Origin of the sequence: Sphingobium sp. (assembly GCF_035511395.1) — a bacterium.
Taxonomy (GTDB): domain Bacteria; phylum Pseudomonadota; class Alphaproteobacteria; order Sphingomonadales; family Sphingomonadaceae; genus Sphingobium.
In genome coordinates this window covers 1-23,198 of sequence record NZ_DATKFP010000048.1, presented here as the reverse complement: position 1 = coordinate 23,198, position 23,198 = coordinate 1, and the positions used below count along the sequence as shown (strand labels likewise).

Below are 23,198 nucleotides of genomic sequence, written 5' to 3'. Positions count from 1 at the left end.
CCTCGCCGTGTGGTGAAGACGAGATGCACAATGCCTTGCTGTCCGCGCCAGGCCGGCAGAATACGTACCAATCGTCCTGACTCCAGCGCTGTGTGGCATACATGATCGGGAAGGATTGCCAAGCCCAGACCGTCGATTGCGGCATTGCGCACGGTCGCCATGTCTTCGCATCCTAAACGGGGCGCGACTCGCACAACATGTTTGTCGCCTTGCTCCGTTTCCAGATACCATTCGAGCTCATCCGCGGCATCATGCGTCGCGAGCGCGGGGAGTGAAGCCAATTGCTCGATGGTCTCCACCTGACTGGCCAACTGGGGACTTCCGACAAGGATCCGGGTAGACCCGCCCAGAGAGCGCATCGTCAGCGCGGCATCGCTGGTCAGGCTGGCGCGGACACGGAGGGCAAGGTCGATCCGTTCCTCGATCAGATCGACAGCGCGATCCGTCGCGACCGGTTGCAGTCGGACTTTGGGATAGCGTGCCAGATAGGACGAGATTAGGTTGGATATTGGTTCCAGCATGCCGGTGGGACAACTGAAACGGATGCGGCCATGGGGCTCAGCCTGTGCCTGCATGACCAGCGCTTCGGCTTGCTCTGCCTCGACGACCATCGCGCGGCATCGCTCGTAAAACGCCTGTCCGGTTTCCGTCACCCGGAAGCGACGGCTGGATCGCTCGATCAGCCGTAGGCCCAGCCTGTCTTCCAATCCGGCAATTCGCAGGCTGAGTTTCGACTTGGGTTCGCGCAGCGCGCGACCGGCTGCCGCGAACCCGCCATGGGCCACCACCTCGGCAAAATGCCGTAGTCGTTGAGGTCGATTCTCATCAGTGTTCCTCCTGTGGAACGATAAGTGTCATATTTGCTGACTACAGGCATCATCGTTCTCATTGCATTTCAAAGTGGCACCGGCGCTCTGCCGGAACGCCAAGGAGACAGGCAATGGCAAAAAAGTTCGACAACAAGGTTGTGGTAGTGACCGGCGGTACCAGCGGCATCGGCTTAGCTACGGCAAAGGCTTTCGCGGCCGAAGGCGCATCGGTGTTCATCACCGGCCGGCGGTAGTACGCCCTCGACGCCGCGGTTAAACAGATCGGGGGACGGGTCACGGGCGTTCGCGGCGACATGTCGCGGCTCGCCGATATCGATCAGCTGTACGACGCCGTCCAGCAGCAGCATAGCCAGATTGACGTGGTCTTCGCCAATGCCGGCGGTGGCGGTATGGCGCCCCTGGGCGCTATCACGGAGGACGACTATCAGAATACTTTCGACATCAACGTGAAGGGCGTGCTCTTCACCGTGCAGAAGGCGCTGCCGCTGCTGAAGGACGGCGCCTCGGTCATTCTGACCAGCTCGACCACCAGCATCTCGGGCACGCCGGCTTTCAGCGTCTATTCTGCGACCAAGGCGGCGGTGCGCAACTTCGCGCGCAACTGGATCCTCGATCTCAAGGATCGGCGCATCCGGGTAAACGCGATCAGCCCCGGCGTTACCGATACCGCCGGCCTTAACGAACTGTTCGGCGGCGGCGAGCAGGCGGACGCCACCAAGGACTATCTCGCCAGCCTGATCCCCGCCGGCCGCGTGGGCCAGCCCGCGGAGATCGCCAAGGCCGTTCTGTTCCTCGCCTCTGATGAGGCCAGTTTCGTGAACGGTATCGAACTTTTCGTCGAAGGCGGGCAGGTGCAGATCTGAATAGCACCGGATCTTGACGTTGGCGGAGAGCGGCTGTGGTCCCCGCGCCCGACCGATCATCTCTGCTTCTTGGAAATGCTCGCCGTGAAATCAGGATCCTTGTTCGCCACCCAATCAACGAACTTGCGCACGGAAGGATGGGCCAGAAGCCCCTCCACATCCATGCCGTGCCGTTGCAGTTCGGAATTGGTGAAATTCACGGTCAATGTCTGCTGGCAGATGGGATGCATGGGCACGGTGTCGCGTCCGCCACGGCTCTTGGGTATGGGGTGATGCCAGACGATGGTCTTGCCGGTCGGCCTGCCGCAAAGCCAGCAGGACAGAACCTCGGCGGGCGCCTCCTCCTCGCGATGCAGATCCTCATAAGGGCCGTGTTTCGAATGTTTGCGGGCCATGCTTCACCTGGATCATTGGGACGAACCGCCCCCTTATCCCGATGCCACCTCTATTGCCACCACGCTCCTCCATCTTCCTGCCAACGGCGTTTTTATCGAGAAGCCCTCAGAGGAGGGGTAGGATGCTTCTGGGGAAGAAGGCCAACGCCGACAGGATGAGGAGTACGATCGCCCAGACCGCGTATTTCCAGATCGGGACAGCACAAGTTCGTATCGGCTTTCGGTTTGCATTCGTGTAGACCTGCCACTCGATCGGCAGTCTGGACTTGGGCTTTCTGCTCATAGGGTCTGTCCTTTCTATCGTCTGGTCCTTTACTAGGGCGCAGCTATCGTCGTTGCCCGAATTTGGGCTTTTCGGTAGCGAGCTTTTCCGCCTCCTCATCCCCTTGGCCTTCTGCTGCGGCATTGATAAGCAGCATGACGAGTTGAAATCCATTCGTCTTGCTCAGAATGTGCATGGTGACTCCGGACAGCCGGCGTTCGCGCGAAAGCGCGATCCAGCCCTTCGGTTCCGCAAGGCAGCCAGGCGATGCGGTCGGCAGATGCCGATGATCATCCATTGACCGTCACCGACGGTCCTCAAGCTCCGGGAAGATGGCTTCCACCTCGGCGCGCAGATCGTCGGTACCGGCCAGCAGGTCGAAATGCGCCAGCAGATCCCGCACCATGTTGGCCCGGTGAGGACCGATGCCGGGGAGCGTCTCCAGTCCGGGAAATCCGGGATCGTCGAGGCTTTGCGCGATGTCGCCCAGCGTCCGGTAGCCCGCCTCCCTCAGCCGTTCCCGCAGGCCAGAGGGCAGGACGGAGCGGCTGATGGGGAGATCGTGACTGGTGGCGTGAGGATATGCGGCGTGCAACCGGCTCTGGGCCGCTTTCGACCGGCTCAATGCCTTGCGGATAAGGCGCAGCTGGTTGGACGTCAGCGCCAGACGTCGCGCTATCTCGCGATAGGCAACACCGGCTGCGCGCAACTCGCGGGCCTCCTGCATGTTCAGATGAGCCTGATCAGCTCGGCTCAGCATCGGCGATTTATCCTGAAAAATTAGCGACTCTGTTCTACACTTGGATAGGCCCGGTCTGAACCACGAAGTTGACGATCGCCTGCAGTCCGAGGCACGGACTTTGCATGGACAATTTCACCCACAGTCTTGCCGGGGATATTGACTGAGCCAGACCGGTCTCAAGACGAAGTCCCGCAAGGGTCTCGCAGCGCTGATCCTCGGCGCCAATCTGCCCGATACCGACATGTTCTTTGGCCGAACGAGAAGGACAGAATGATATTGGCGGCGGCCCCGGAAAACGGCCCGGACGAGTCGGTCGCCATGGCGTGCCCGCGGATGGCGGCATAAAGGGAAGTGCGCTTGATCTTGCGATCGGTTTAGGCGAGCGGTCGCTCGCGAGTTCATTGTTCAAGGCGGACGCTGACGCGAATGCAACGCCTGGAAGCACTATCGTATCGATGTTGTCAGTTGGGCGCACCGCCAATCCGTGTGCGATGGAACTGCTCCTGCGGTACAATGCAAACCCAATTGGCAGGACGGTGCAGGGACGACCATCCTGCAATCGGTAGTCGACATGGATACGATGCAGGTCGCCGAAGTCCTCATCAGGGAAGGTGCCGATCCCTGGGCGGTCAGCCCGGGCGGTACCCCGACGCGCGGCGTATATGAAACGCTGCGCCTGAGTTCCGCACCAGAGGAAGCTGCGCGTGAGCGATTGATCACGCAGGTGCGGAAATCCGAGGTCTTCGGGCCCGCCGGATGCCCGGACTGTCCGTGCGATGATCACGCCCTGACGGTAGCTTCGGGACGATCGATAAGAGCCGCAGATCAGGGCTCGCGACTGTAAGGATCGAGCTTCGCCACAGCTTTGAGCACCATGTCGCCGGCGTGATGGCCGACCGCCACCGCGTAACTACCCCCGCCGAGCCGCCAGCCCGCGCCTTCCTCGAACCGGGCGATCAGGCGTGGATCGACCGTCATCGTGACGCGCCGCGTCTCGCCGGGAGAGAGGCTGAGCTTGTCGAACCCGGCCAACCGCCAGGCGTTGACGCCCGCGCTACCCTTCGCCTGAACATAAAGCTGCGGCACGTCCGCGCCGTTCCGGCTGCCGGCATTGGTGACGTCGAAGCTGACGGTCAGCGCCGCGCCATCCTGTACCTTCAGGTTCGCATAGGTGAAGCTGGTGTAGCTGAGGCCATAGCCGAAGGGGAAAAGCGGCCTGCTCCCTTTCATCGCGTACCAGCGATAGCCGACCTCCGCGCCTTCGGGATAGTCGACCGCAAATTGTGCGACGCCGCCGGTCATGCCATAGTTGGCGGTGTCGCCAGCCTCTCGCCGGGCATCGGCTGCGCGCAGTTCGGCAAGGCCCGCCGGTTCCCGCCGTGGCGCCTGATCGGCTCGCACCGGAAAGGTGATGGGCAGGCGACCCGAGGGCGCCACATCACCGAACAGGATATTGGCCATCGCCTCACCACCGCGTTGGCCGGGATACCAGGCCTGCACCAGCACCGGCACCTTGGCGATCCAGGGCATTTCGACGGGGCCGCCGGTTTCCAGCATGACGATGGTCTTGCGGTTGGCGGTCGAGACTGCGTCGATCAATGCGTCCTGATTGTCGGGCAGGCGCATATGTTCGGGATCCTGCGCCTCGGTCTGCCATTGCCAGCCGAAGACGATGGCAAGGTCAGCCCGCCGCGCCGCGTCCGCCGCCGCCCTGGCATCGCTTCCGTCGACATAGGTGACTTCAGCCTGCGGCACGAGCGCCTGGATCGCCTTCAGCGGCGAAGAGGCATGCCAGGTCATGCGCGCGAAGGAGGCCGCCGCCCCCTTGGTCAAGGGAATTTCGACCGGCGCGCCTCCGACCGATCGGACCTGTGACGATCCGCCGCCCGACAGCACCCCGACATCGGCATGGCCGCCGATCAGGACGATCCGTCGCGCGCTCTTGGCCAGCGGCAGCAGGTTGCCCTCATTCTTCAGCAGGACGATGCCCTCCTCCGCCGTCCGCTGGGCGACATCGGCATGGGCGGCATAGTCGATCTGGCGCGGGCTTTCGGGCACCGGGTCATCCATCAGCCCGCTGGCGATCACGCCATGCAGGATGCGCTCCACCATATCGTCCAGCCGCGCCATGGGGATGCGCCCGGCCTTCACCGCCGCCTCGAACGGCTGGCCGAAATGGATTGCGTCGTCCAATTCCTGTCCCGATTCCTGATCCAGTCCGCCCAGTACGGCCTTCTCGGTCGAATGGACCGCGCCCCAATCGGACATGACCCACCCCTTGTAACCCCAGTCCTTCTTCAGGACGCTGTTGAGCAGCCAGTCATTCTCGCAGGCATAATCGCCATTCACCTTGTTATAGGCGCACATGACGGACGCCGGATCGCCGATTTCGGTCGCGATCTGGAAGGCCAGCAGGTCGCTTTCGCGGAGCGCTTCCTTGTCGATCCGCGCGTCCAGGGCGGTGCGGCCAGTCTCCTGCGAATTGAGCGCGAAATGCTTGATGGTAGAGACGATATGGTTGCTCTGGACGCCGCGAATATGCTCGCCCGCGAGCACACCGGCCAGCAGCGGATCTTCACCCAGATATTCGAAGTTGCGGCCGTTCCACGGATCGCGGGTCAGGTTGACGCCGCCGGCAAGCAGGATGTTGAAGGTCTTGGCTCGCGCCTCCGCACCGATCATCGCGCCGCCGGCGTAGGCGATGGCGGGGTTGAAGGTGGCCGCGGTGGCCAGACTGGCAGGCAGTGCGGTTGCCGTGTCGCCCTTGCGCTGTTCGATCTGGTTGGCAACGCCCAGGCTGGCGTCGCTTTCGCGGAGCGTCGGGATGCCGAGGCGGGGAATACCCGGAATATGGCCGGCCGAAGGGATCATGGCGATCGGCTGGGGCGGCTTCGCCATGGGCGGGAAATAACCGTGGACGATCGCCAGCTTTTCCTCGGTGGTCATGGCCGTGACCAGCGCCTTGGCGCGTGCCTCCGTCGACAAGGCGCGATTGCTGCCCGCGCTTGCGGCCGGGATCGGCTGCGGTGCTTGGGCTTGGGCGATGCTCGAAGCGCCGAGCAACAGGGAGGCTATCAACAAAGTGCGCGTCATCAGGATACTCTTGCCGTAGTTTGGCGCCCGCCAAGCTGGTTCAGCAGGGCGCGATGGTCAGGAAGATGGGCGACGGCGGCGTTGGATGCGGTAGCCACGTTGGCCAAGGCGGCGCGTGCCTCCGCCCCGTCGGGATAGCGATCCGGGCCGGCTGCCATCCGGGTTTCAAACCTCATGTCGTAGCGAATATGATGATAGCTGGGCGGCAGGACCGTTTCCAGATCGACCGTGAAGTCGAAGCGAGACGGCGGCCAATGCCGCCACTGCGCCAGCAGATCCTGCGGCCCGTCCAGCATCAGCCAGTGCGGCAACAGCGCTTCATCCTCGCCGCCGATCGGCATGTTGAAGGGGTGGAAATAACTGTCCGTGCCGGTCGCCCAGCCATCGAAGGGCACGCCCTGCTTGAAGGTCGCATCGGCGCAGTGGAGGAATTCCGCATCTCCGATGTCCAGTCCCGCCAACGTCGATCGGATGGCGGGGAAAGTCCCCTTGTCCACGCCGATGATGCCGATGTCACTGGATTCGACCAGCGTCACATCGCGCATTTTCAGCGTGCGCGGGAAGGTGGCGGCGGACAGCCATCCGGCCGTTCCGCCGCCAACGATGACGACCTGGCCAGGGGAGGGGGTGACGGTCGTCATCTATTGTCTCGCGCAGGTCCGGATCAGAAGTTCGCGCGGGCGCGGACGCCCCAGGTGCGCGGCGGCTGAAGGTTGGACAGGAAGATCGGGTCGTAGCGCGGCGCGCCGAACGCGCCGGCTCCAGTACGGATCTTCCCATTCTCGATATTCTGGACAAAGGCCTCGACCGAATATTTCTCGTCCGGCGCGGTGAAGCGGATCGACGCATCGGACCGGAAATAGGCCTTCTGCCGATCCCAGTCGGTGCCGTTGGTGCCCCGGCTGGGCATATTGTCGGCCGGGTCGTTGGCGTTGACGAACGGATTGGCGTCGCCATTGAAGTAGCTCAGCCAGCTCTTCGTTTCATAATGGGTGGTGAAGCGCGGGGTGATCCGCGCGCCGCTCGCCATCACGAAATCATGTTCGTAGCTGAGCGTCGCGGAAAAGCGCGGCGCATGGGCCAGTTCATTGCCCCCAAGTTGCGCGATCGAGGACAGCTTGCCGCCGTCGTAGAGCCGCCCGTCAACGCTCTCCAGATCGTCCAGCTTGGTCTTCTGGAGCGTACCGGAAAATTGCAGCCGGTCATTGTCGGTCAGGTTGGCGACCATTTCCGCTTCCAGACCATAGGCTTTCGCGCCCTTGGCATTTTGCGTGATCATCTGGCTGCGCACGACATTGCCTTCATCGTCGCGGAAGGTGACGGCCTGGTTCACCTGATATCCCTTGAAGTCGCTATAATAAGCGGCGAGGTTCAGGGTGACGCGACGATCCAGGAAGCGGGATTTCAGGCCGACTTCATAATTGGTCAACGTTTCCGGATCGGTCAGGCCGGCATTGTCCTGGATATTACCCGACTTGAAGCCGGTGCTGATGCTGGCATAGCCCAGCACGTCCTCCGCCAGGTCCGCATCGACGCGGGCGAGATAGGTCAGCTTGTCCCACTTGCCCTTCACATCGTTGCTGGAGATGGAGAAGCCCGGCAGCAACGCGGCCAGTTCCTCCGCCGTGGCACCCGGATAGGCGCCGAAGATGCCGCCGGTGCAGGCGCCGCCAGGCAGCTTGTCGGTATCGGAGCAGCCTTCGCCCGAGAAGGTCACGTTGCGGCCGCCAATATCCTCCTTCTTGTCGGACGTGTAGCGCAGACCGCCGGTCACCCGGATCGCGTCGTTGACGTGCCATACGGCTTGGCCGAACACGGCGCGGCTGTCGATCTGGCGATTGGCCTGGATGAAGCTGCCGGCCCAGCTGAAGGTGCCATCGCGATAGCCGTTGCGCTGGTCGATGTCGAAGCGGATGCGGTTCTTTTCATGGCTGTAATAGGCGCCCAAAATCCAGTCGATCGCCTGTTCGCCCGACGATTTCAGCTGAACCTCATGACTCTGGAAATCATAGCGCGACGAAAGCGTGCGGTTCTCGCCGAAGGCGCCGAGCGGCAGGTCGTTGCCGTCCGCATCGACTTCACCCGTCGGCGGCATCGCACCTGCATCCGCATCGGTCTGGGTCGATCCGCCGATCCGCGACCAGCCGGCGATATAGCTCAGCTGGATGCCATCGGTGATGCCATAGTTCATCGTGCTGCGCAGCGCGACCGAATAGCGGTCAGTGTCCGGCGCGGTGTCGCTCAGCGTCGACCAGCGCTTGGTCCCCGCGCGCGGCGTCTGGAGCAGGCCGATGACCGGCGCGCCATTGTCCAGGAAGCCTTCGGCCGACAGGTTCCAGCTGAACTTCTCGCTCGGCTGCCAGAGCATCGATACGCGGCCCGACTGCTGGTCGGCGGCATAATATTTCTTGCCGCTGGTGACGAAGGCGGACTTGTTGATGCCGGTGACGTCCGGGGCCGGCTGGAAGTCGGCATAGCCATCATGCCGGTCGCTGACGAAGGCGACGCGGAAGGCCAGCGTGTCGCTGACAGGGATGTTGATCGCGCCGCGCACGCCCAGGCGATCATAATTGCCGGCTGTGACTTCGACATTGCCCTCGAACTCGCCCAGCTTGGGCTTGGCGGAAATCAGGCTGAGCGCGCCGACCGTGGCGTTACGGCCGAACAAGGTGCCCTGCGGGCCGCGCAGCACTTCCACGCGTTCCATATCGTACATCAGCACCGATGCGCCCTGCGCGCGCGGCGAGTAGATGCCGTCGACATAGATGGCGACCTCGGGGTCGGCCACTTCGGTATAGGCGCTGTCGTTGCCGATGCCGCGCAGCGTCAGTAGCACCGCAGACTGGTCGCCCTGCTGATTGAACTGGAGCGACGGAACGAAGCGGGCAAGGTCGGTGACGTCCTTGACCTGCTGCTTGTCGAGTTGCGCTTGGCCGAAGGCGGACACGGCGATCGGAGTCGATTGCAGGGTGGTTTCGCGGCGGGTGGCAGTGACGATGATGTCGCCGTCATAACCATTATTGGGCTGCTGGGCCGCCTGTGGCGCCGCGCTGTCCTGCGCGAAGGCGGGGGCCATTGCCAGCGTCATGGTCGCAAGCGCAGTACTCGCGACGAGCGCAATGCTCTTCATCATCTCTCTCCCTGGACTCACATCATTTGTGTGCCGCGTAATGACCAAAGCCTGACAACGATGTCAACTCTGTTTTTGACATCGATGTCAAACTCGCGCACACGGAGTCCCCATCGCTTCCCATTTCTGGCCGCACCCTGTAAGGATCGACTGCAAAGTCCGCTTGATGGTTACTGTTACGTCAACCTTGCCTGCCCCCGATGCCGATCAGGTCGCAACCCATCTGTTCCGGCTGTCCATCGGCGTGTTCTTCATCGGCGGTTTCCTGACCTCCTCGGTCAGTCTGCTCGTGCCGCAGCTCAAGCTGATGCTACATCTCGACTATCGGCAGGCGTTGCTGGTCCAGCTGGCCTTCCATTCCAGCTATCTGCTGTTTGCGCTGCCGATCACCTGGGCGATCGTCCGCAACGGCTATATGCGCGCCATCGTGGCGGGGCTGGCGGTGATGATGACAGGATGCCTCGCGCTCACCATAGCGCAGACTGCCCTGTCCTTCGCCATGGTGATGGGCGCGTTGCTGCTTCTTTCAGCGGGCCAGACCTTCCTGCAAATCGCCACCAACACGGTGGTCGCGGTCATCGGCCCGTCGCGGGGAGCGTCGCGTCGCCTGACCTTGCTTCAGGGTTTCAACTCGCTCGGCACCGTATTGGGGCCGCTTGTCAGCGCACCGTTGCTGCTTACCGAACTAGACGCCAGTGCCGCGCGCAGCATGGACGCGACGCTGCCGTTTCTCGGTACGGCGCTGGTCACCGCGCTTCTGATCCTGGCCTATATCCGCTATCGCAATCTGCTGGCGCATGGCGAAACGCAATCCCTCGCCGGGACGAGGCAGATGTTCCAGTTGATCCGCCTGCGTCGCCTGAAGTGGGGGACGGCGGCGATCTTTTTCTATGTGGGGGCGGAGGTCGCGATCGGCGCGCTGCTACCCACCATATTGATGCGACCCGATCGACTGGGCGTGACGCCGGTGGTCGGCGGGCAACTGGTCAGCCTCTATTGGGGCGGGGCCATGGTCGGCCGGTTCATCGGCGCGTGGATGATGACGCGGATGAACGAACATCGCCTGCTGCTGGTTGTGGCGCTGGGCGCGGTGGCACTGACGCTGGCTGCCATCATCCTGCCCGGTGTGGTGGGCGCCAGTGCCCTGATCGCCGTCGGCCTGTGCAACGCCATCATGTATCCCACCATTTACGCCCTCGCGCTGCCGGCGGACGATCGGCAGGCGCCGGTCGCCTCCATGTGGTTGTGCATGGCGGTGGTGGGCGGCGCGATAATTCCTGTCATCACCGGCGCCTTTGCCGATGTGATCGCGCTGTTGCCGGCGCTGGTCGTGCCAGCCGCTTGCTACGCCTTCATCGCCCGGTTCGCCGCCCTGTGCGCGCAGCCGCAGGAGCAATCTTCATGAAGACTGTCACGATCAAAGATGTTGCGGCCCGCGCCGGCGTCTCCCCCAAGACCGTATCGCGCGTCATTAATGGAGAGGATCATGTCCGTCCTGAAATCCGCGAAGTGGTGCAGCGGGTCGTGACCGAACTAGACTATCGCCCGAACGCCTTCGCGCGCAGTCTTTCCAGCTCCCGCTCCTATCTGCTTGGCCTGTTCATCGACGATCCGGTGTCGGGCTATGCCGCCGATGTCCAGCATGGCGCGCTGATCCGCTGCCGGGAGCGCAGCTATCATCTGGTGGTGGAGCCGGTCGATCTCAACCGTTCCGGCTGGCAGGATCATGTCCGCGACAGCATCGCCAGCCTGCGGCTCGACGGTGCGATCATCGCGCCCCCCATTTGCGACGCGCCGGAACTGATCGCCCTATTCCGCGAGTCGGCGGTACCTCATGTGTTGATGGCCCCGTCAGCCGAACCGGAAGATAGCGGGGCGGTGCGGATGGACGATCATGGCGCGGCGCGGGAGATGACCGACTATCTGATCGGTCTTGGCCATCGCCATATCGGCTTCGTGCAGGGGCCCGAGAATCACAGCGCCTCGATCCGGCGGGAGAAGGGGTTCCGCGCGGCCATGACGGGGGCGGGCATCATGGTGGACGAGCGTTTCGTGCTGCGCGGCGATTTCAGCTTCCGCTCAGGGTTGGAACTGGGTGAAGCTCTGCTGCATGGCCCCGATCGGCCCAGCGCCATTTTCGCCTGCAATGACGATATGGCGCTCGGCGTGCTCATCACTGCGATCAAACGGGACATGAATGTTCCTGACGAATTGTCGATCGCCGGATTTGACGATGCAGCATCCTCCCGCGCCGCCTGGCCGCAGATCACGACCATCCGTCAGCCGAAGGCGGAAATGGCCGCTGCGGCCGTCGATATCTTGGTTGATCCTGCCGTCCGCAGGAAAGGGGATCATCCGCAGACGCACCTGATGCTGCCCCATGCGCTGGTCAAGCGGGGCAGCACCGGGCGGTGCAGCCAAAAATGAGCGGCTGATCCTACGAGCGAAACGTTGGATAGACGGGGCTCGATGACGAGGGATATGTCAGAGATGTTGGAAGCCGACAGATAGTCTAAAGTCCGCCATCGTCGCCGACCGCCGATGCCACCGTGGCGGCCGCCTTCATCCCGTTGCCGGTAATGATGACCACCGTGATGTCCGTCTCCCGGATCGCTCTCCTTTTCAGCAGCTTGTCGAGCGCGGCGGTGGCACTTGTGGGCGCGGCAAAAATGTTGCGCTGCGCCAGTCTTTTCAAGGCGTCGACAACCTCGTCTTCGGTCAATGCGACGGTGCCGCCCCCACTTTCGCCCTTGTTCAGGTATGCCCGGCTTCCGCCAGCATTTCCGAGAATATCGATCGAACTTTATCTGCAGACCGCCCATTTGTCGCAGCTGATGCTGTTCGCGCCGGGCAGGCTGCGCAGATAATCCTGCGTCCATCGTCGCCCGCCAACGACAACATTGTCCAGTATGGGTGGATCGACATCCACGGTGACGGACGGCTTCATTTCCCGACCCACAGTCACATCCGCAAGGCGCAGGTCGCGGATCGGCGCGTGCGGCAGGCCGCACACGATCAACACCCGCTCGGTCGATCCGACCATGCAATCCTGCGCTGACACATGGGCGACCTGCGGTATATGGCCGCCGCCGTCGCCCTCTTCATAGAGCATCCAGATCTGGATAAACGCCTTGTCCACCGCTTCGGCCTGGATATGGCGCAGATGGATATTCTCGATCAGCCCGCCGCGATAGCTGTTCGACTTGATGATCAGCACTCGCGTCAGATTCGGGCTGTCCATCCGGCAATCATGGACGAAGACATTGCGCACGCCGCCGGTCAGTTCGCTGCCGATCGCTACGCCGGCATGGCCGTCCTTCATCAGGCAATGGCGGATGACGATATTCTCGCACGGCTTATTCAGCCGCCGGCCATCGGCATTGCGCGCAGCCTTGATGGCGATGCAATCGTCGCCGGTGTCGAACAGGCAATGCTCAATCAGCACGCCGTTGCAGGATTCCGGATCGATTCCGTCATTGTTCGGCCCGTGGCTGGAGCAGGTGACGCGGCGGAAGGTCACGTCGGTGCAATCGACCGGATGAACCTGCCAGAAGGGCGCGGCTTCCACCGTGAGGCCCTCCATCAATATCCGGTTGCAGCGATAGGGCTGGAAAAAGGAAGGGCGCAGGCGGCTCCCCTCGCCGAATATCCGCTCCGCCACCGGCACGCCGCGCTCGGCCATGGCGAACAGGCGTGCGCGATCGGCAGCCTGCCGCTCCTGCTCCTGCGTGTCGCGGTAGCGATCGGCCCAGGGGCCTTTCCACGGCCACCATGTCCGGTCGTCCGCTGACCCGTCGATCACGCCTTCGCCGGTGAGGGCGATATCCTCCTCCTCGAAGGCGTAGATGAGCGGTTGGTAGCCCATCAGTTCCACGCCTTCCCAGCGGGTATGGACCGGCGGCAGATGGCGGTCCGGCTCGGGGATGAATTTGAGGCGCGCGCCCTTGGGTACATGCAGTTCCATACGCGATCGCAACCGGATGGGACCGGTCAGCGTCACGCCGCGCGGCAGCATGATGCGGCCGCCGCCCGCCTTTGCACAGGCGGCGATGGCGCGGGCGATGGCGGCGCTGTCGTCCGTCCGCCCGTCCGAAGCCGCCCCAAATGCGGCGATCGGGAAGCGGCGGCGCGGGATGTTCGGTGGCTGGATCGCGTCCGCAATGGCGCTGGCCTTCGCCTCGAAATCATCCTCTGCCGCTGCCCAGGCCGGGCGGACGGATGCCACCACAGCAAGCGCGCCAGCCATGAGGTCACGGCGTGCCAGCGTGAATGACGGCATCATTTGGTCGCGCCCAGATCGACCGTGCCGGATTTCAGCCCCTCGGCCGTGGCAGTGATGGTAAAGCGCCCCTTGCCCGCGCCCCTGACCATAGCGACCGCCAGTCCATCCAGCGCCATGCGGTCGCGCGAAGGGAAGGGCGTATAATCGACCGAGGAGCCATTATCTGTCGCGATCAGCCGGCCCGCGCCCTTGATCGCGAAATGCAGACGATGGCTGGCGGATGGCACGGTGACGCCATTCGCATCGACCACACGCGCGCGGACATAGACCATATCGTCGAAGCCGGAGCCGACGGTCGGTGCATCCGGTTTCAGTTCGATGCGAACCGGCTTGCCCGCCGTCCGCAGACTGTCGGACACCGCTTCGCTGCCGGGATCGCGGCAGGTCGCACGCACTTCGCCTGGCGTATAGCGTACCGCCCAGCGGCGCGGGGCGGCATCCTGATTGATCGGCAGGGTGCCGAGCGACCGGCCATTCAGAAACGCCTCGACCTGCTTGCAATTGCTGTAGACCTCGATCGTTTCGTCATGCGGACTGCGATCCTGCGGTGTCCAGTCGTCGAACAGGGCGACCTTGGGCTTGGGCGTCGCCACCGCGATCATGGTCGGCAAGACGGGCTGGTTCGGGCCGCCCGCGCCATCGGTCGACGGGCCGGCCGCCGCCGGATCGGCATTGCGCACGACATGCAAGACCGGCCTGTCCGACCACCAGCTTTCCCGCTCCATGCCGCTGATCTTCTGGCGGCCGGTGCGATCGAGCAACCCCGCCGGATTCTGGATATTGGGCCAGCCAGACCGGTTCGCCTCGCCCAGATAATCGACGCCGGTCCACAGGAACATGCCGGAAAAGGGCGCATAGTCGCGCACCGGTATCCAGTTGCTGCGATTATGCGCATTTTCGGTGCCGACAATACTGCGCTTGGGATTCTGCTTGCTGGCCGCGATCAGCTCATTCTCGCGATAATTCTGGCCGACCACGTCCAGCATGTCGGCAAGGCCATTGTCATAATCCTTGGTGACGTTCGGACGGAACAGCGCCATCGTCACCGGCCGCGAAGGATCGGCCGCATGGACGATGTCGAGGATGCTGCGCAGTGCCGCCTTGGCCTGAACCGGATAGGCGGTGTCGTGGATTTCATTGCCCGCGCTCCACAGGATGATGCTCGGATGGTTGCGGTCGCGCCGCACCATGTCGAGCGTATCCCGCTTGTGCCAGTCACCGAAGAAGAGGTGATAATCCTCTGGCGTCTTGGCGACGTTCCACTGGTCGAACAACTCGTCCATCACGATCAGCCCCAGTTCGTCGGTCAGGTCGAGAAACTCCGGGCTTGGCACATTATGCGCGGTACGGATCGCATTGACGCCCTGCGCCTTCAATGCCGTCAGACGCTGGCGCCAGACAGCAAGAGGAACAGCGGCTCCCACGGCGCCGCCATCATGATGCAGCGCCACGCCCTTCAGCTTGAAATTGCGGTCATTGAGCCAGAATCCGGTCGCCGGATCGAACCTGGCCTCGCGAACACCGAAGGGAACAGTTTCATCGTCGAGCAGCGTGCCGTCGGCGGCTACTATGCGAATGGTTGCGTGATACAGGGCGGGATCGTTGATATCCCAGCGGCGCGGGCGGGGCAGGGCGACCTCCACCGGCAGGATCATGGTACGACCGGCCGCGATGCTGGCGGAGGCCGTTACGGTACGCGCGACTTCGCGCCCATCGGGATCGGCCAGCACCAGTTCGACCTTTACGACGGTCGCTGAACCGCTGTCATTCTGTATGTCGGCTGTGACCGCGATGGTGGCCTGCGCGTCGCTGATCGCCGTCGCCTGCACATAGGTGCCGCCTTGCGGGATATGGATATCGCTCGTCTCGATCAGCCGAACGCGGCGGTAGATACCCGATCCGGTGTACCAGCGGGACGAGGGCGCGGCGGAAGTGTCGGCCCGCACCGCAATGATATTGCGGCCATCCGCGCGCAGGTGGCGGGTCAGGTCGTAGCGCTGGCTGACATAACCCATCGGCCGATAGCCGACATGATGGCCGTTCACCCAGATGCCGCTACGTTCCATGATGCCGTCAAATTCGATGAAATAGCGTCGGCCCTGCCGCGGCATCACGTTCAATGCCTTGCGGTACCAGGCGACCCCGCTCGGCAGAAAGCCATTCTCGCCCGCAGCCTTGGCATTCGGATCGAAAGGGCCGGCGATGGCCCAGTCGTGCGGAACTGAGACGGCCTGCCAGGATGCGTCATCCAGCGTGGGCGTTTCGGCGCCCTCCGGATCAGCCTGGATGAAGCGCCAGCCGTCTGGTAATGCTGTCACGGCACGCGATGCCGCGTACGCGGCGCCGATTGAGGCCAGGTTGGCGGTCATTGCCCAGAAGATCGCCATGCGGCCGGTTCTTCGCACCTCTATATCCCCTCTCATCCTGACTGTCCCGCGTGTCACGCCTGTCGGCGGACCATTCCGGACATTTGTCTCCTTGCTAGTATAAATTCCACTATTTGCCACATGGTTTCAATATACGGCGAAAATTGCTTGCCGCAGCAGCCGCCACTTTGGCTCGCCAAGAGATCGAATCTGGTATGAGAAATTATGCGGTGTTACAGCATTCCCGCGTCACCCGATGCATTGCGGATCAGCGCCAGCATCTTCAGCCGCGCTTCTTCTCCCTCGCCACGCATGATCGCGTCGAACACGGCGTCATGATCGGGCATCGGATCGCGGGATTCCTTGCGTTCGTCGCGCGCGAAGCGCGTGGTCCAGGCGACGACCGCCGTGACGGATGTTGCCAGGGTGATGAGCGATTCATTGCGCGTCGCCAGCAATATCTGACGGTGGAAGCTCTGGTCGGCCGCGCGCCCCTCCGTCGTCTGTAGCCCAAAACGGCGCATTTCCTCTAGTGCATGACCCATACGGGAAATATCCTGGCCATCACGGCGCAGCGCCGCGAACTGCGCCGCGGCCGGCTCCACAACGATCCGTAACTCGAAGATGTCGCGGAGAAATTCCGGTGTCGGCCCCGCCTCAAACGTCCAGGCGAGTACATCCAGATCCAGCATGTTCCAGCGCAGTCGATCATTGATGCGCGTGCCGCTCTTGGTCCGGCTATAGACCAGCCCTTTGGCGGACAATACGCGGACAGCCTCGCGATAGGCGGTGCGCGACACGCCCTGTTCGGCGCTGTAGCGCTCCTCGCCCGGCAATATGTCCCCCGGCTGATAGCGGCCGCCGACGATCGCAATGCCCAGATCATGGGCGATCCGGTCATGCACGGCCCGTTGCGACGGGCTGGTGGGGCGGGACAGGGGATGGTCGTTTGCTTGCGTCATGCGCCTTCGTCTGCCCTGTCTTCCCGATCGTCAAGCCTGAACCGCCGGGATTGCCTTATTTGGTATGAGAAAAATTGGCGGTTTCATGTAATTTTCTATTACTCCATCAATTTATGGCTTGAATCAGTTGAAAACTGTCTTCATCTAGTACGAGAAATAAAAAGGACTCGGAGGGGAGTGCCATGATTAAAAGAGGGATGAAGCTGTCCATTTCGGTGTTCGCCTTGATGGCGTCGCAAGCGGTACGGGCGCAGGAAGCGCAGGCGGTAAGCGACGGCGACATCATCGTCACCGGTATGCGGGCCAGCCTGTCGTCGGCGCAGAATATCAAGCGCAACGCCCGGCAACTTGTGGACTCGGTCGTGGCCGAGGATATCGGCAAGCTGCCCGACAATAATGTGGTGGAGGCGCTCCAGCGCGTACCCGGCATCCAGGTCTCGCCCCGCGCTCGTGGCGAATCCGCGACCGTGCTGATCCGCGGCCTTCCCGACGTTGTCACGCTGGTCAACGGCCGCAACATCTTCAGCACCACCGGCCGCTCCCTGTCGCTGGCGGATGTGCCAGCCGATCTGGTCGCGGGTGTGGACGTCTACAAGTCGCGTTCCGCCGATCAACTGGAAGGCGGCATCGCCGGCCTGATCAACGTCCGCACCCGTCGCCCCTTCGACTTCAAGGGGCTGGAGGTCGCGCTGGCCGGCCGCGAAGTCTATAGCGAGCAGCCCGACACGATCGATCCCTATGCCAGCGCTCTTATCAGCAATCGCTGGTCGACCGGCATCGGTGAAATCGGCGCTCTTATCAGCGTTTCCTACCACAAAACCCGTTATCGCGACTTCACCGTCTATAGCGGTGGCTATTTCGGCTATAATCTCGACAATAGCCGCGCGCCTTATACGCCCGGTGTTCCGCTCGATCCGCGCGGCACCAATGTCGCCGATCCCAAGGTGTTTCGCACCGACGTGATCGGTGCCTTCGACCGCATCGGCACCCGCACCCGCCCGGCGGTCAACGCCACGCTGCAATGGGCACCCGACGATCGCCTCACCATCCACGCCGACGGCCTGTTCTACGGCTATCGTGAGCGCGGCAACGGCAATCAGAATTTCACCTCGATGAACGGCCCGCTGCTGTTGCCGCTGGTTTTCGTGGATGATACCAAGCTCGTCCAGTCGCTCAGTACTACCGGCGGCCGCGTCGCCAATTTCGGCACCGCCTACCAGAACAAGGCAGATCGCTGGCAGGGCGCGCTTGGCGCGGACTGGAAAGCGGGCGACTGGAAGGTGGCCACCGAACTGTCCTATACCCGGTCGAAGGCGACAGACATTGGCAATAATCTGGATGTGGATTTTATCGCGTCCCGCACCGATGCCGTCTTCAACGATGGATCGGGCACGCCCTATTTCTCCCTGCCCAATGACGATATCGCCGACCGGTCCCGTTATTATCTATCCCGTTTGTCTACCACTCGCACGATCGGCGACGGCAAGGAATGGGCCTGGCGCGGCGATATCTCCTACCGCGCACCTTTTCTGATCTTCTCAGGCCTCGACGTTGGCCTGCGCCTCAGCCAGCGCGATGCCCAGTCGGACAGTTTCACCCAGACCGTGAATTGCGGCCCGACCGTTGCGGTCAAATGCTATGGCGTCAAGGCGGCCAGCCTGCCAGGCCTGATGACGGTGACGCCCGGCGATTTCGATACGGGGACCGGCAAGTTCGTGCGCCAATGGGCGACGCCCACGACCGGCTACCTGCTGAACAATATCGGTTCGCTGCGGCAGTTGTTCGGCCTGGCACCCGGCGATCCTGCCTTCCAGGACACCCAGCATTTCGACATTAGCGAGAAGAACCAGGCCGGCTATGGCCAGGCGAATATAGAGGTCGGCCGGCTGGACGGGCAGATCGGTGCGCGTGTCATCCGAACCGACATCACTTCCAACGCCTTCCTGGTCTTGCGCGGCGCGACCTCGCCCGTCACGATCCGCAACAAAAGCACGGATATCCTGCCCAGCTTGGCCCTGCGCTACAAGTTACAGGATAATCTCTTCCTGCGCCTCGCCGCCAGCAAGACGATCACCCGGCCCAGCTTCGCGCAGCTCAATCCCGCGCTCACCCTGACTCCGCCAGTGCCTGGACAACAGCCCTTCGGCCGCGGCACCAGCGGCAATGCTGACCTGAAGCCCATTCGTTCCGACAATTACGACCTCTCGCTCGAATGGTATATCGACCGCTCCAGCTCGATCACCGCGACCATCTTCCGCCGCGACGTCACCGGCTTCATCCAGTCCGTCACCAGCAATTTCAACATCGACTATCTGGGCGCCGACAATGGCGTCTATCAGATCACCCGCCCGGAAAATTCGGGGTCCGGCCGTTTGCAGGGTATAGAGGGCGGTTTCACCTTCTTCCCACGCGGGGCGCCCGGCTGGCTGGAAGGTATCGGCATCAGCGCCAACGGCACCTACATCCACGGCAAGAACAAGGCGCTGTCGCCGCTGCCGGGCGTCACCGGCTATATGGACATCCCATTCCAGAATGTGTCCAAATATTCGGCCACTGGCACGCTCATTTACGAAAAGGGCGGCTTCTCCGGCCGCGCCTCCTATGTCTGGCGCGACAAATATAATGCCGGGCTGCATTTCACCGGGGTCAATCCCAATTTCATCACCAACGGTCAGATCAGCAATCTTGACCTGTCCTTCTCCTATGAAATCAATCCGCAGTTCACCGTCGTGTTCGATGCGACCAATGTGCTGAAGAATCTCTACCAGACTTCGTTCAACGACCCCAATCTCTACCCGCGCGACACGGTGCTTTACACGCGCACCTTCGCCCTTGGTTTCCGGGCGAAGATCTGAAGATGCCCCTATCGAGAGGATATTCTATGACGATTTCCCGAACGATCGCGTCCCTCACGCTGCTGATGGCGCTGCCGCAACTGGTTCAGGCGCAAGAGGCTCGGCAGGTCACGATCAGCGTGGACGCCGCGAAACCGGCGGGCAAGTTGCCGCCCGTCTGGCGCTTCTTCGGCGCGGACGAACCCAATTATGCGACGATGAAGGATGGCCGCAAATTGCTGGTCGAACTGGGCGAACTGAAAAAGGGCGAAGTCTATTTCCGCGCCCATAATCTGCTCAGCAGCGGGGATGGCACGGCCGCCTTCAAATGGGGCAGCAGCAACGCCTATACCGAAACGAAGGACGGCAAACCGGTCTATGACTGGAAGGTGGTGGACGGCATCATCGACGCCTATCTGGAACGCGGCGTGCGTCCCTATCTCCAGATCGGCTTCATGCCTGAAGCCATGTCGGCGGCGCCAGCCGGCACCCCCTATCAACATAGCTGGCGCCCCGGTTTCGATTACAAGCTGATCGCGACGGGGTGGACCTATCCGCCCAAGGATTATGAGAAATGGGCAGAGCTGGTCTATCAATGGACGCTCCACAATATTGCAAAATACGGCAAGGCCGAGGTCGAGAAATGGTATTTCGAGGTTTGGAACGAACCCAACTCGCCCTTCTACTGGACCGCCTCGCCGGAGGAATTCTACAAGCTGCATGACTATGCGATCGGCGCCGTGCGCCGCGCGCTGCCGACCGCGCGGGTCGGTGGGCCAGACGTCGCCGGAGCGGGTGGCACCTTCATGGACGGATTCCTGAAACATGTGTCGTCGGGCAAGAATTATGTGACCGGCCAGACCGGCACGCCGACCGACTTCCTGTCCTTCCATGCCAAGGGCAGACCGGAATTTGTCGATGGCCATGTCCGCATGGGCATCGCCACCCATTTGAAGGAAGCTGATCGCGGCTTCACCAAGGTGTTGTCCATCCCGTCGCTCGCCGCCAAGCCGGTGGTGATCGGCGAAAGCGATCCCGAAGGCTGCGCCGCCTGTCCGGGGCCGCAGAATGACTATCGCAACGGCACCATGTATTCGAGTTACACGGCGGCCAGCTTCGCGCGCATCTGGGAATTGGCGGAACGGCGGAAGGTCAATCTGGAAGGCGTGCTGTCCTGGTCCTTCGAATTTGAGGACCAGCCTTGGTTCGCGGGCTATCGCCAGCTGTCCACCAACGGCGTGGATCTGCCAGTCCTCAACGTCTTCCGCCTGTTCGCCCAGCTTGGCGAAACGAAGCTGACGACCACCAACGCTGCGCAAATTCCGCTGGATCAGGCGATGGCGAAGGGTATTCAGGATGACGCCGATATCGGCTCCATCGCGACCCGCACCGTCGATGGAAAGGTCGCACTATTGCTGTGGCATTATCATGATGACGATGTCGCCGGGCCGGTCGCGCAAGTAAAGATCAACCTCAAGGGGCTGAAGGCCGCACCGACCGGGGCGAAGCTGTGGCGGGTCGATGGCGACCATGCCAACGCCTTTTCCGCCTGGAAGAAAATGGGCGCGCCGCAGTCGCCCGATCAGGATCAATATGCGCAGCTGGAAGCCGCCTCGGTCATGAAGGCGGAAACGGTTGCCGTCACCGGCGGGCGTGGCGCTTCCACCATCGACCTCGCGCTTCCGCGTCAGGGCGTCGCGCTGCTGGTCCTGGACGCCCAATAAGATGACGGCCTTGGAACGGGCAGGTGATCGGCACCATTCGGGCCGCTGGGCGGTTGCGGCGACGATCACCGTCGCCATCGCCATCTCTTATCTCGACCGCCAGACTCTGCCCTGGGCGATCAAATATATCGAGGCCGACATTCCCATCGGCAACCAGACCAAGGCGTTCCTCGATTCCGCCTTCCTCGCCACTTATGGCCTCATGTATCTGGGCGGTGGCTGGCTGCTCGACCGGGTGGGCACGCGGCGCGGCTTCCTGGCGATCATGATCTTCTGGTCGCTCGCCTGCGCCAGCCATGGCGTGGCTGGCGGCATCGCCGCGCTGGTGGTCAGCCGCCTCCTGCTGGGCGTGGGGGAGGGCGGAGGCTTCCCCGCCGCGACCCGCGCCATCGCCGAATGGTTCCCGCCCGAACGCCGCGCCGCCGCCATGGGTCTGGTCAATGCCGGAACGGCGATGGGTGCGGTCGTCGCGCCGCCGCTGATCGCGGGCATCCTTGCCTATGGTCATTGGTTCGACCTCGCCAGCTGGCGCTGGGTCTTCTTCATTACCGGCGGTTTCGGCCTCGCCTGGGCCCTCTGGTGGTTCCTGACCTATCGCACGCCCCCCGGCGAGGACATGTCCGCCAGCACGGACGCAAGCCCGGCCCCGACCATCGCCATGTTGCTCGCTCGCCGCGAAGTGCGTGGCCTCGTCGGTGCCAAGTTCCTCAGCGACGGCGCCTGGTATTTCTACCTCTTCTGGCTGCCCAAATATCTGTTCGAAGCGCATGGTTTCGACCTGAAGCAGGCGGCGACCATCGGCTGGATTCCCTATGCAGCCTCGGGCGTCGGGAGCCTGTGCGGCGGTTGGCTCTCCAGCCGACTGCTCTCCTCCGGCCGCTCGGTTGACGCCGCGCGCAAGATCGCCTTGGCCTTGAGCGCCGCCTGCATGCCCTGGGTCATGCTCGCGCCATCCACCGCTTCGGTCGCCGCGGTCATCGCGATCTTCAGCCTCGCCTTCTTCGGCCAGCAGAGCTGGTCCACCCTCGTCATGACCCTGCCGACGGACCTCTCCCCGCGCAGCGCACTCGGTCGCCTCGCCGGCCTTGTGGGGCTGGGCGGCGCGTTCGGCGGTATCGTCATGGGGCAGGCGGCGGGCTGGGCGCTCGACGCCGGGCTTGGCTACACGCCGGTCCTGACGCTCGCCGCGACCCTGCACCTGATCGCCTTCGCGCTGATCTGTCTTTCCATCCCCCGCATTTCACAACTCAGCTTCACTCGAAAGGTCGTCCCTTGAAAATCACCGAAGTCCGCACCCGCGTCGTCCAGTGGGAAGGCGACACCGTTCCCCTGCCGCCGCATTTCTGCACCAATCCCATGGACCTCGTGTCGCCGATGCTGTCGCCTGAAACCATGGGCACTTTCACCTTCCATGGCTGGCTGATCGTGGAAATCTTCACGGATCAGGGGCTGGTCGGCATCGGCAATGCCGCTCTGGCCCCGCTCGTCACCAAGCAGATGATCGACCAGTATCTGGCACCCCTGCTGATCGACCAGGATCCATGGGACAGCGAGTTCCTGTGGCAGCATATGTATCGCAAGACCATGGCTTTCGGGCGCAAGGGTGTGGCGCTGGTCGCCATATCCGCGCTCGACATCGCGATCTGGGACTTGATGGGCAAGGCGGCGAAGCAGCCCGTCTTCCGCCTGCTCGGCGGTCGGACCAAGGCGAAGAT

General features: G+C 62.8%; 16 protein-coding genes and 2 pseudogenes. 7 read left to right on the top strand and 11 right to left on the bottom strand.

Going from position 1 to position 23,198, the window contains the following annotated elements; genetic code table 11:
* Positions 1–788: LysR substrate-binding domain-containing protein (locus VMR39_RS02595; protein WP_325414049.1), on the bottom strand; the 788-nt coding region annotated here is incomplete at its 3' end.
* A gap of 152 nt (positions 789–940) precedes the next feature.
* Between VMR39_RS02595 and VMR39_RS02590 the strand changes: the two are divergent.
* Positions 941–1,693 (top strand): annotated as a pseudogene (locus tag VMR39_RS02590) (SDR family NAD(P)-dependent oxidoreductase).
* 56 nt (positions 1,694–1,749) lie between these two features.
* On the opposite strand, the gene VMR39_RS02585 reads toward VMR39_RS02590, so the two are convergent.
* From VMR39_RS02585 to VMR39_RS02560, 6 genes are all read right to left on the bottom strand, one after another.
* The gene (locus tag VMR39_RS02585) at positions 1,750–2,088 is read right to left on the bottom strand and encodes a hypothetical protein (protein WP_325414047.1); all 339 of its coding nucleotides are present in this window, start codon (positions 2,086–2,088) and stop codon (positions 1,750–1,752) included.
* A 326-nt stretch (positions 2,089–2,414) separates the two neighbouring features.
* A complete protein-coding gene (locus VMR39_RS02580) occupies positions 2,415–2,546 on the bottom strand; it encodes a hypothetical protein (protein WP_325414045.1) in 132 nt (43 codons plus the stop codon).
* 108 nt (positions 2,547–2,654) lie between these two features.
* Positions 2,655–3,110, bottom strand: a complete 456-nt coding sequence (locus VMR39_RS02575; protein WP_325414043.1) for a hypothetical protein — start codon at positions 3,108–3,110, stop codon at positions 2,655–2,657.
* 807 nt (positions 3,111–3,917) lie between these two features.
* A complete protein-coding gene (locus tag VMR39_RS02570; RefSeq protein WP_325414042.1) occupies positions 3,918–6,185 on the bottom strand; it encodes a beta-glucosidase in 2,268 nt (755 codons plus the stop codon).
* Complete coding sequence (locus tag VMR39_RS02565; protein WP_325414040.1) at positions 6,185–6,826, bottom strand: tryptophan 7-halogenase; 642 nt, start codon at positions 6,824–6,826, stop codon at positions 6,185–6,187. Before VMR39_RS02565 ends, VMR39_RS02570 begins: the two co-directional genes overlap by 1 nt.
* Positions 6,827–6,849: 23 nt before the next feature.
* Positions 6,850–9,315, bottom strand: a complete 2,466-nt coding sequence (locus VMR39_RS02560) for a TonB-dependent receptor (RefSeq protein WP_414712441.1) — start codon at positions 9,313–9,315, stop codon at positions 6,850–6,852.
* A 166-nt stretch (positions 9,316–9,481) separates the two neighbouring features.
* On the opposite strand from VMR39_RS02560, the gene VMR39_RS02555 reads away from it, so the two are divergent.
* Positions 9,482–10,720 carry an MFS transporter gene (locus tag VMR39_RS02555; protein WP_325414051.1) on the top strand — a complete coding sequence of 413 codons (1,239 nt, stop codon included), beginning with the start codon at positions 9,482–9,484 and terminating at the stop codon, positions 10,718–10,720.
* On the top strand, positions 10,717–11,742 hold the full coding sequence (locus VMR39_RS02550) for a LacI family DNA-binding transcriptional regulator (RefSeq protein WP_325414036.1): 1,026 nt from the start codon (positions 10,717–10,719) through the stop codon (positions 11,740–11,742). Before VMR39_RS02555 ends, VMR39_RS02550 begins: the two co-directional genes overlap by 4 nt.
* Positions 11,743–11,827: 85 nt before the next feature.
* Here VMR39_RS02550 and VMR39_RS02545 read toward each other — a convergent pair whose 3' ends face one another.
* The 4 genes from VMR39_RS02545 to VMR39_RS02530 form a co-directional block, all read right to left on the bottom strand.
* On the bottom strand, positions 11,828–12,037 hold the full coding sequence (locus VMR39_RS02545; protein ID WP_325414034.1) for a hypothetical protein: 210 nt from the start codon (positions 12,035–12,037) through the stop codon (positions 11,828–11,830).
* A gap of 81 nt (positions 12,038–12,118) precedes the next feature.
* Entirely contained in the window at positions 12,119–13,597 is a 1,479-nt protein-coding gene (locus tag VMR39_RS02540; RefSeq protein WP_325414032.1) for a glycoside hydrolase family 28 protein, read from the bottom strand.
* Positions 13,594–16,002 (bottom strand): glycoside hydrolase family 2 TIM barrel-domain containing protein, encoded by a 2,409-nt coding sequence (locus VMR39_RS02535; protein ID WP_325414030.1) that lies wholly within the window; start codon positions 16,000–16,002, stop codon positions 13,594–13,596. Before VMR39_RS02535 ends, VMR39_RS02540 begins: the two co-directional genes overlap by 4 nt.
* A gap of 194 nt (positions 16,003–16,196) precedes the next feature.
* Positions 16,197–16,925, bottom strand: coding sequence for a FadR/GntR family transcriptional regulator (locus VMR39_RS02530; protein ID WP_325414028.1), 729 nt, complete (start codon positions 16,923–16,925; stop codon positions 16,197–16,199).
* A 182-nt stretch (positions 16,926–17,107) separates the two neighbouring features.
* Here VMR39_RS02530 and VMR39_RS02525 point away from each other — a divergent pair, with 182 nt between their 5' ends.
* The 4 genes and pseudogenes from VMR39_RS02525 to VMR39_RS02510 all read left to right on the top strand — a co-directional run.
* A complete protein-coding gene (locus tag VMR39_RS02525; RefSeq protein ID WP_325414026.1) occupies positions 17,108–19,780 on the top strand; it encodes a TonB-dependent receptor in 2,673 nt (890 codons plus the stop codon).
* Positions 19,781–19,806: 26 nt separating this feature from the next.
* The gene (locus tag VMR39_RS02520) at positions 19,807–21,483 is read left to right on the top strand and encodes a GH39 family glycosyl hydrolase (RefSeq protein WP_325414024.1); all 1,677 of its coding nucleotides are present in this window, start codon (positions 19,807–19,809) and stop codon (positions 21,481–21,483) included.
* 1 nt (position 21,484) lies between these two features.
* Entirely contained in the window at positions 21,485–22,759 is a 1,275-nt protein-coding gene (locus VMR39_RS02515; protein ID WP_325414022.1) for an MFS transporter, read from the top strand.
* Positions 22,756–23,198, top strand: a pseudogene (locus VMR39_RS02510) (L-rhamnonate dehydratase); the annotation flags it as partial. The gene VMR39_RS02515 and the pseudogene VMR39_RS02510, both read left to right, overlap by 4 nt.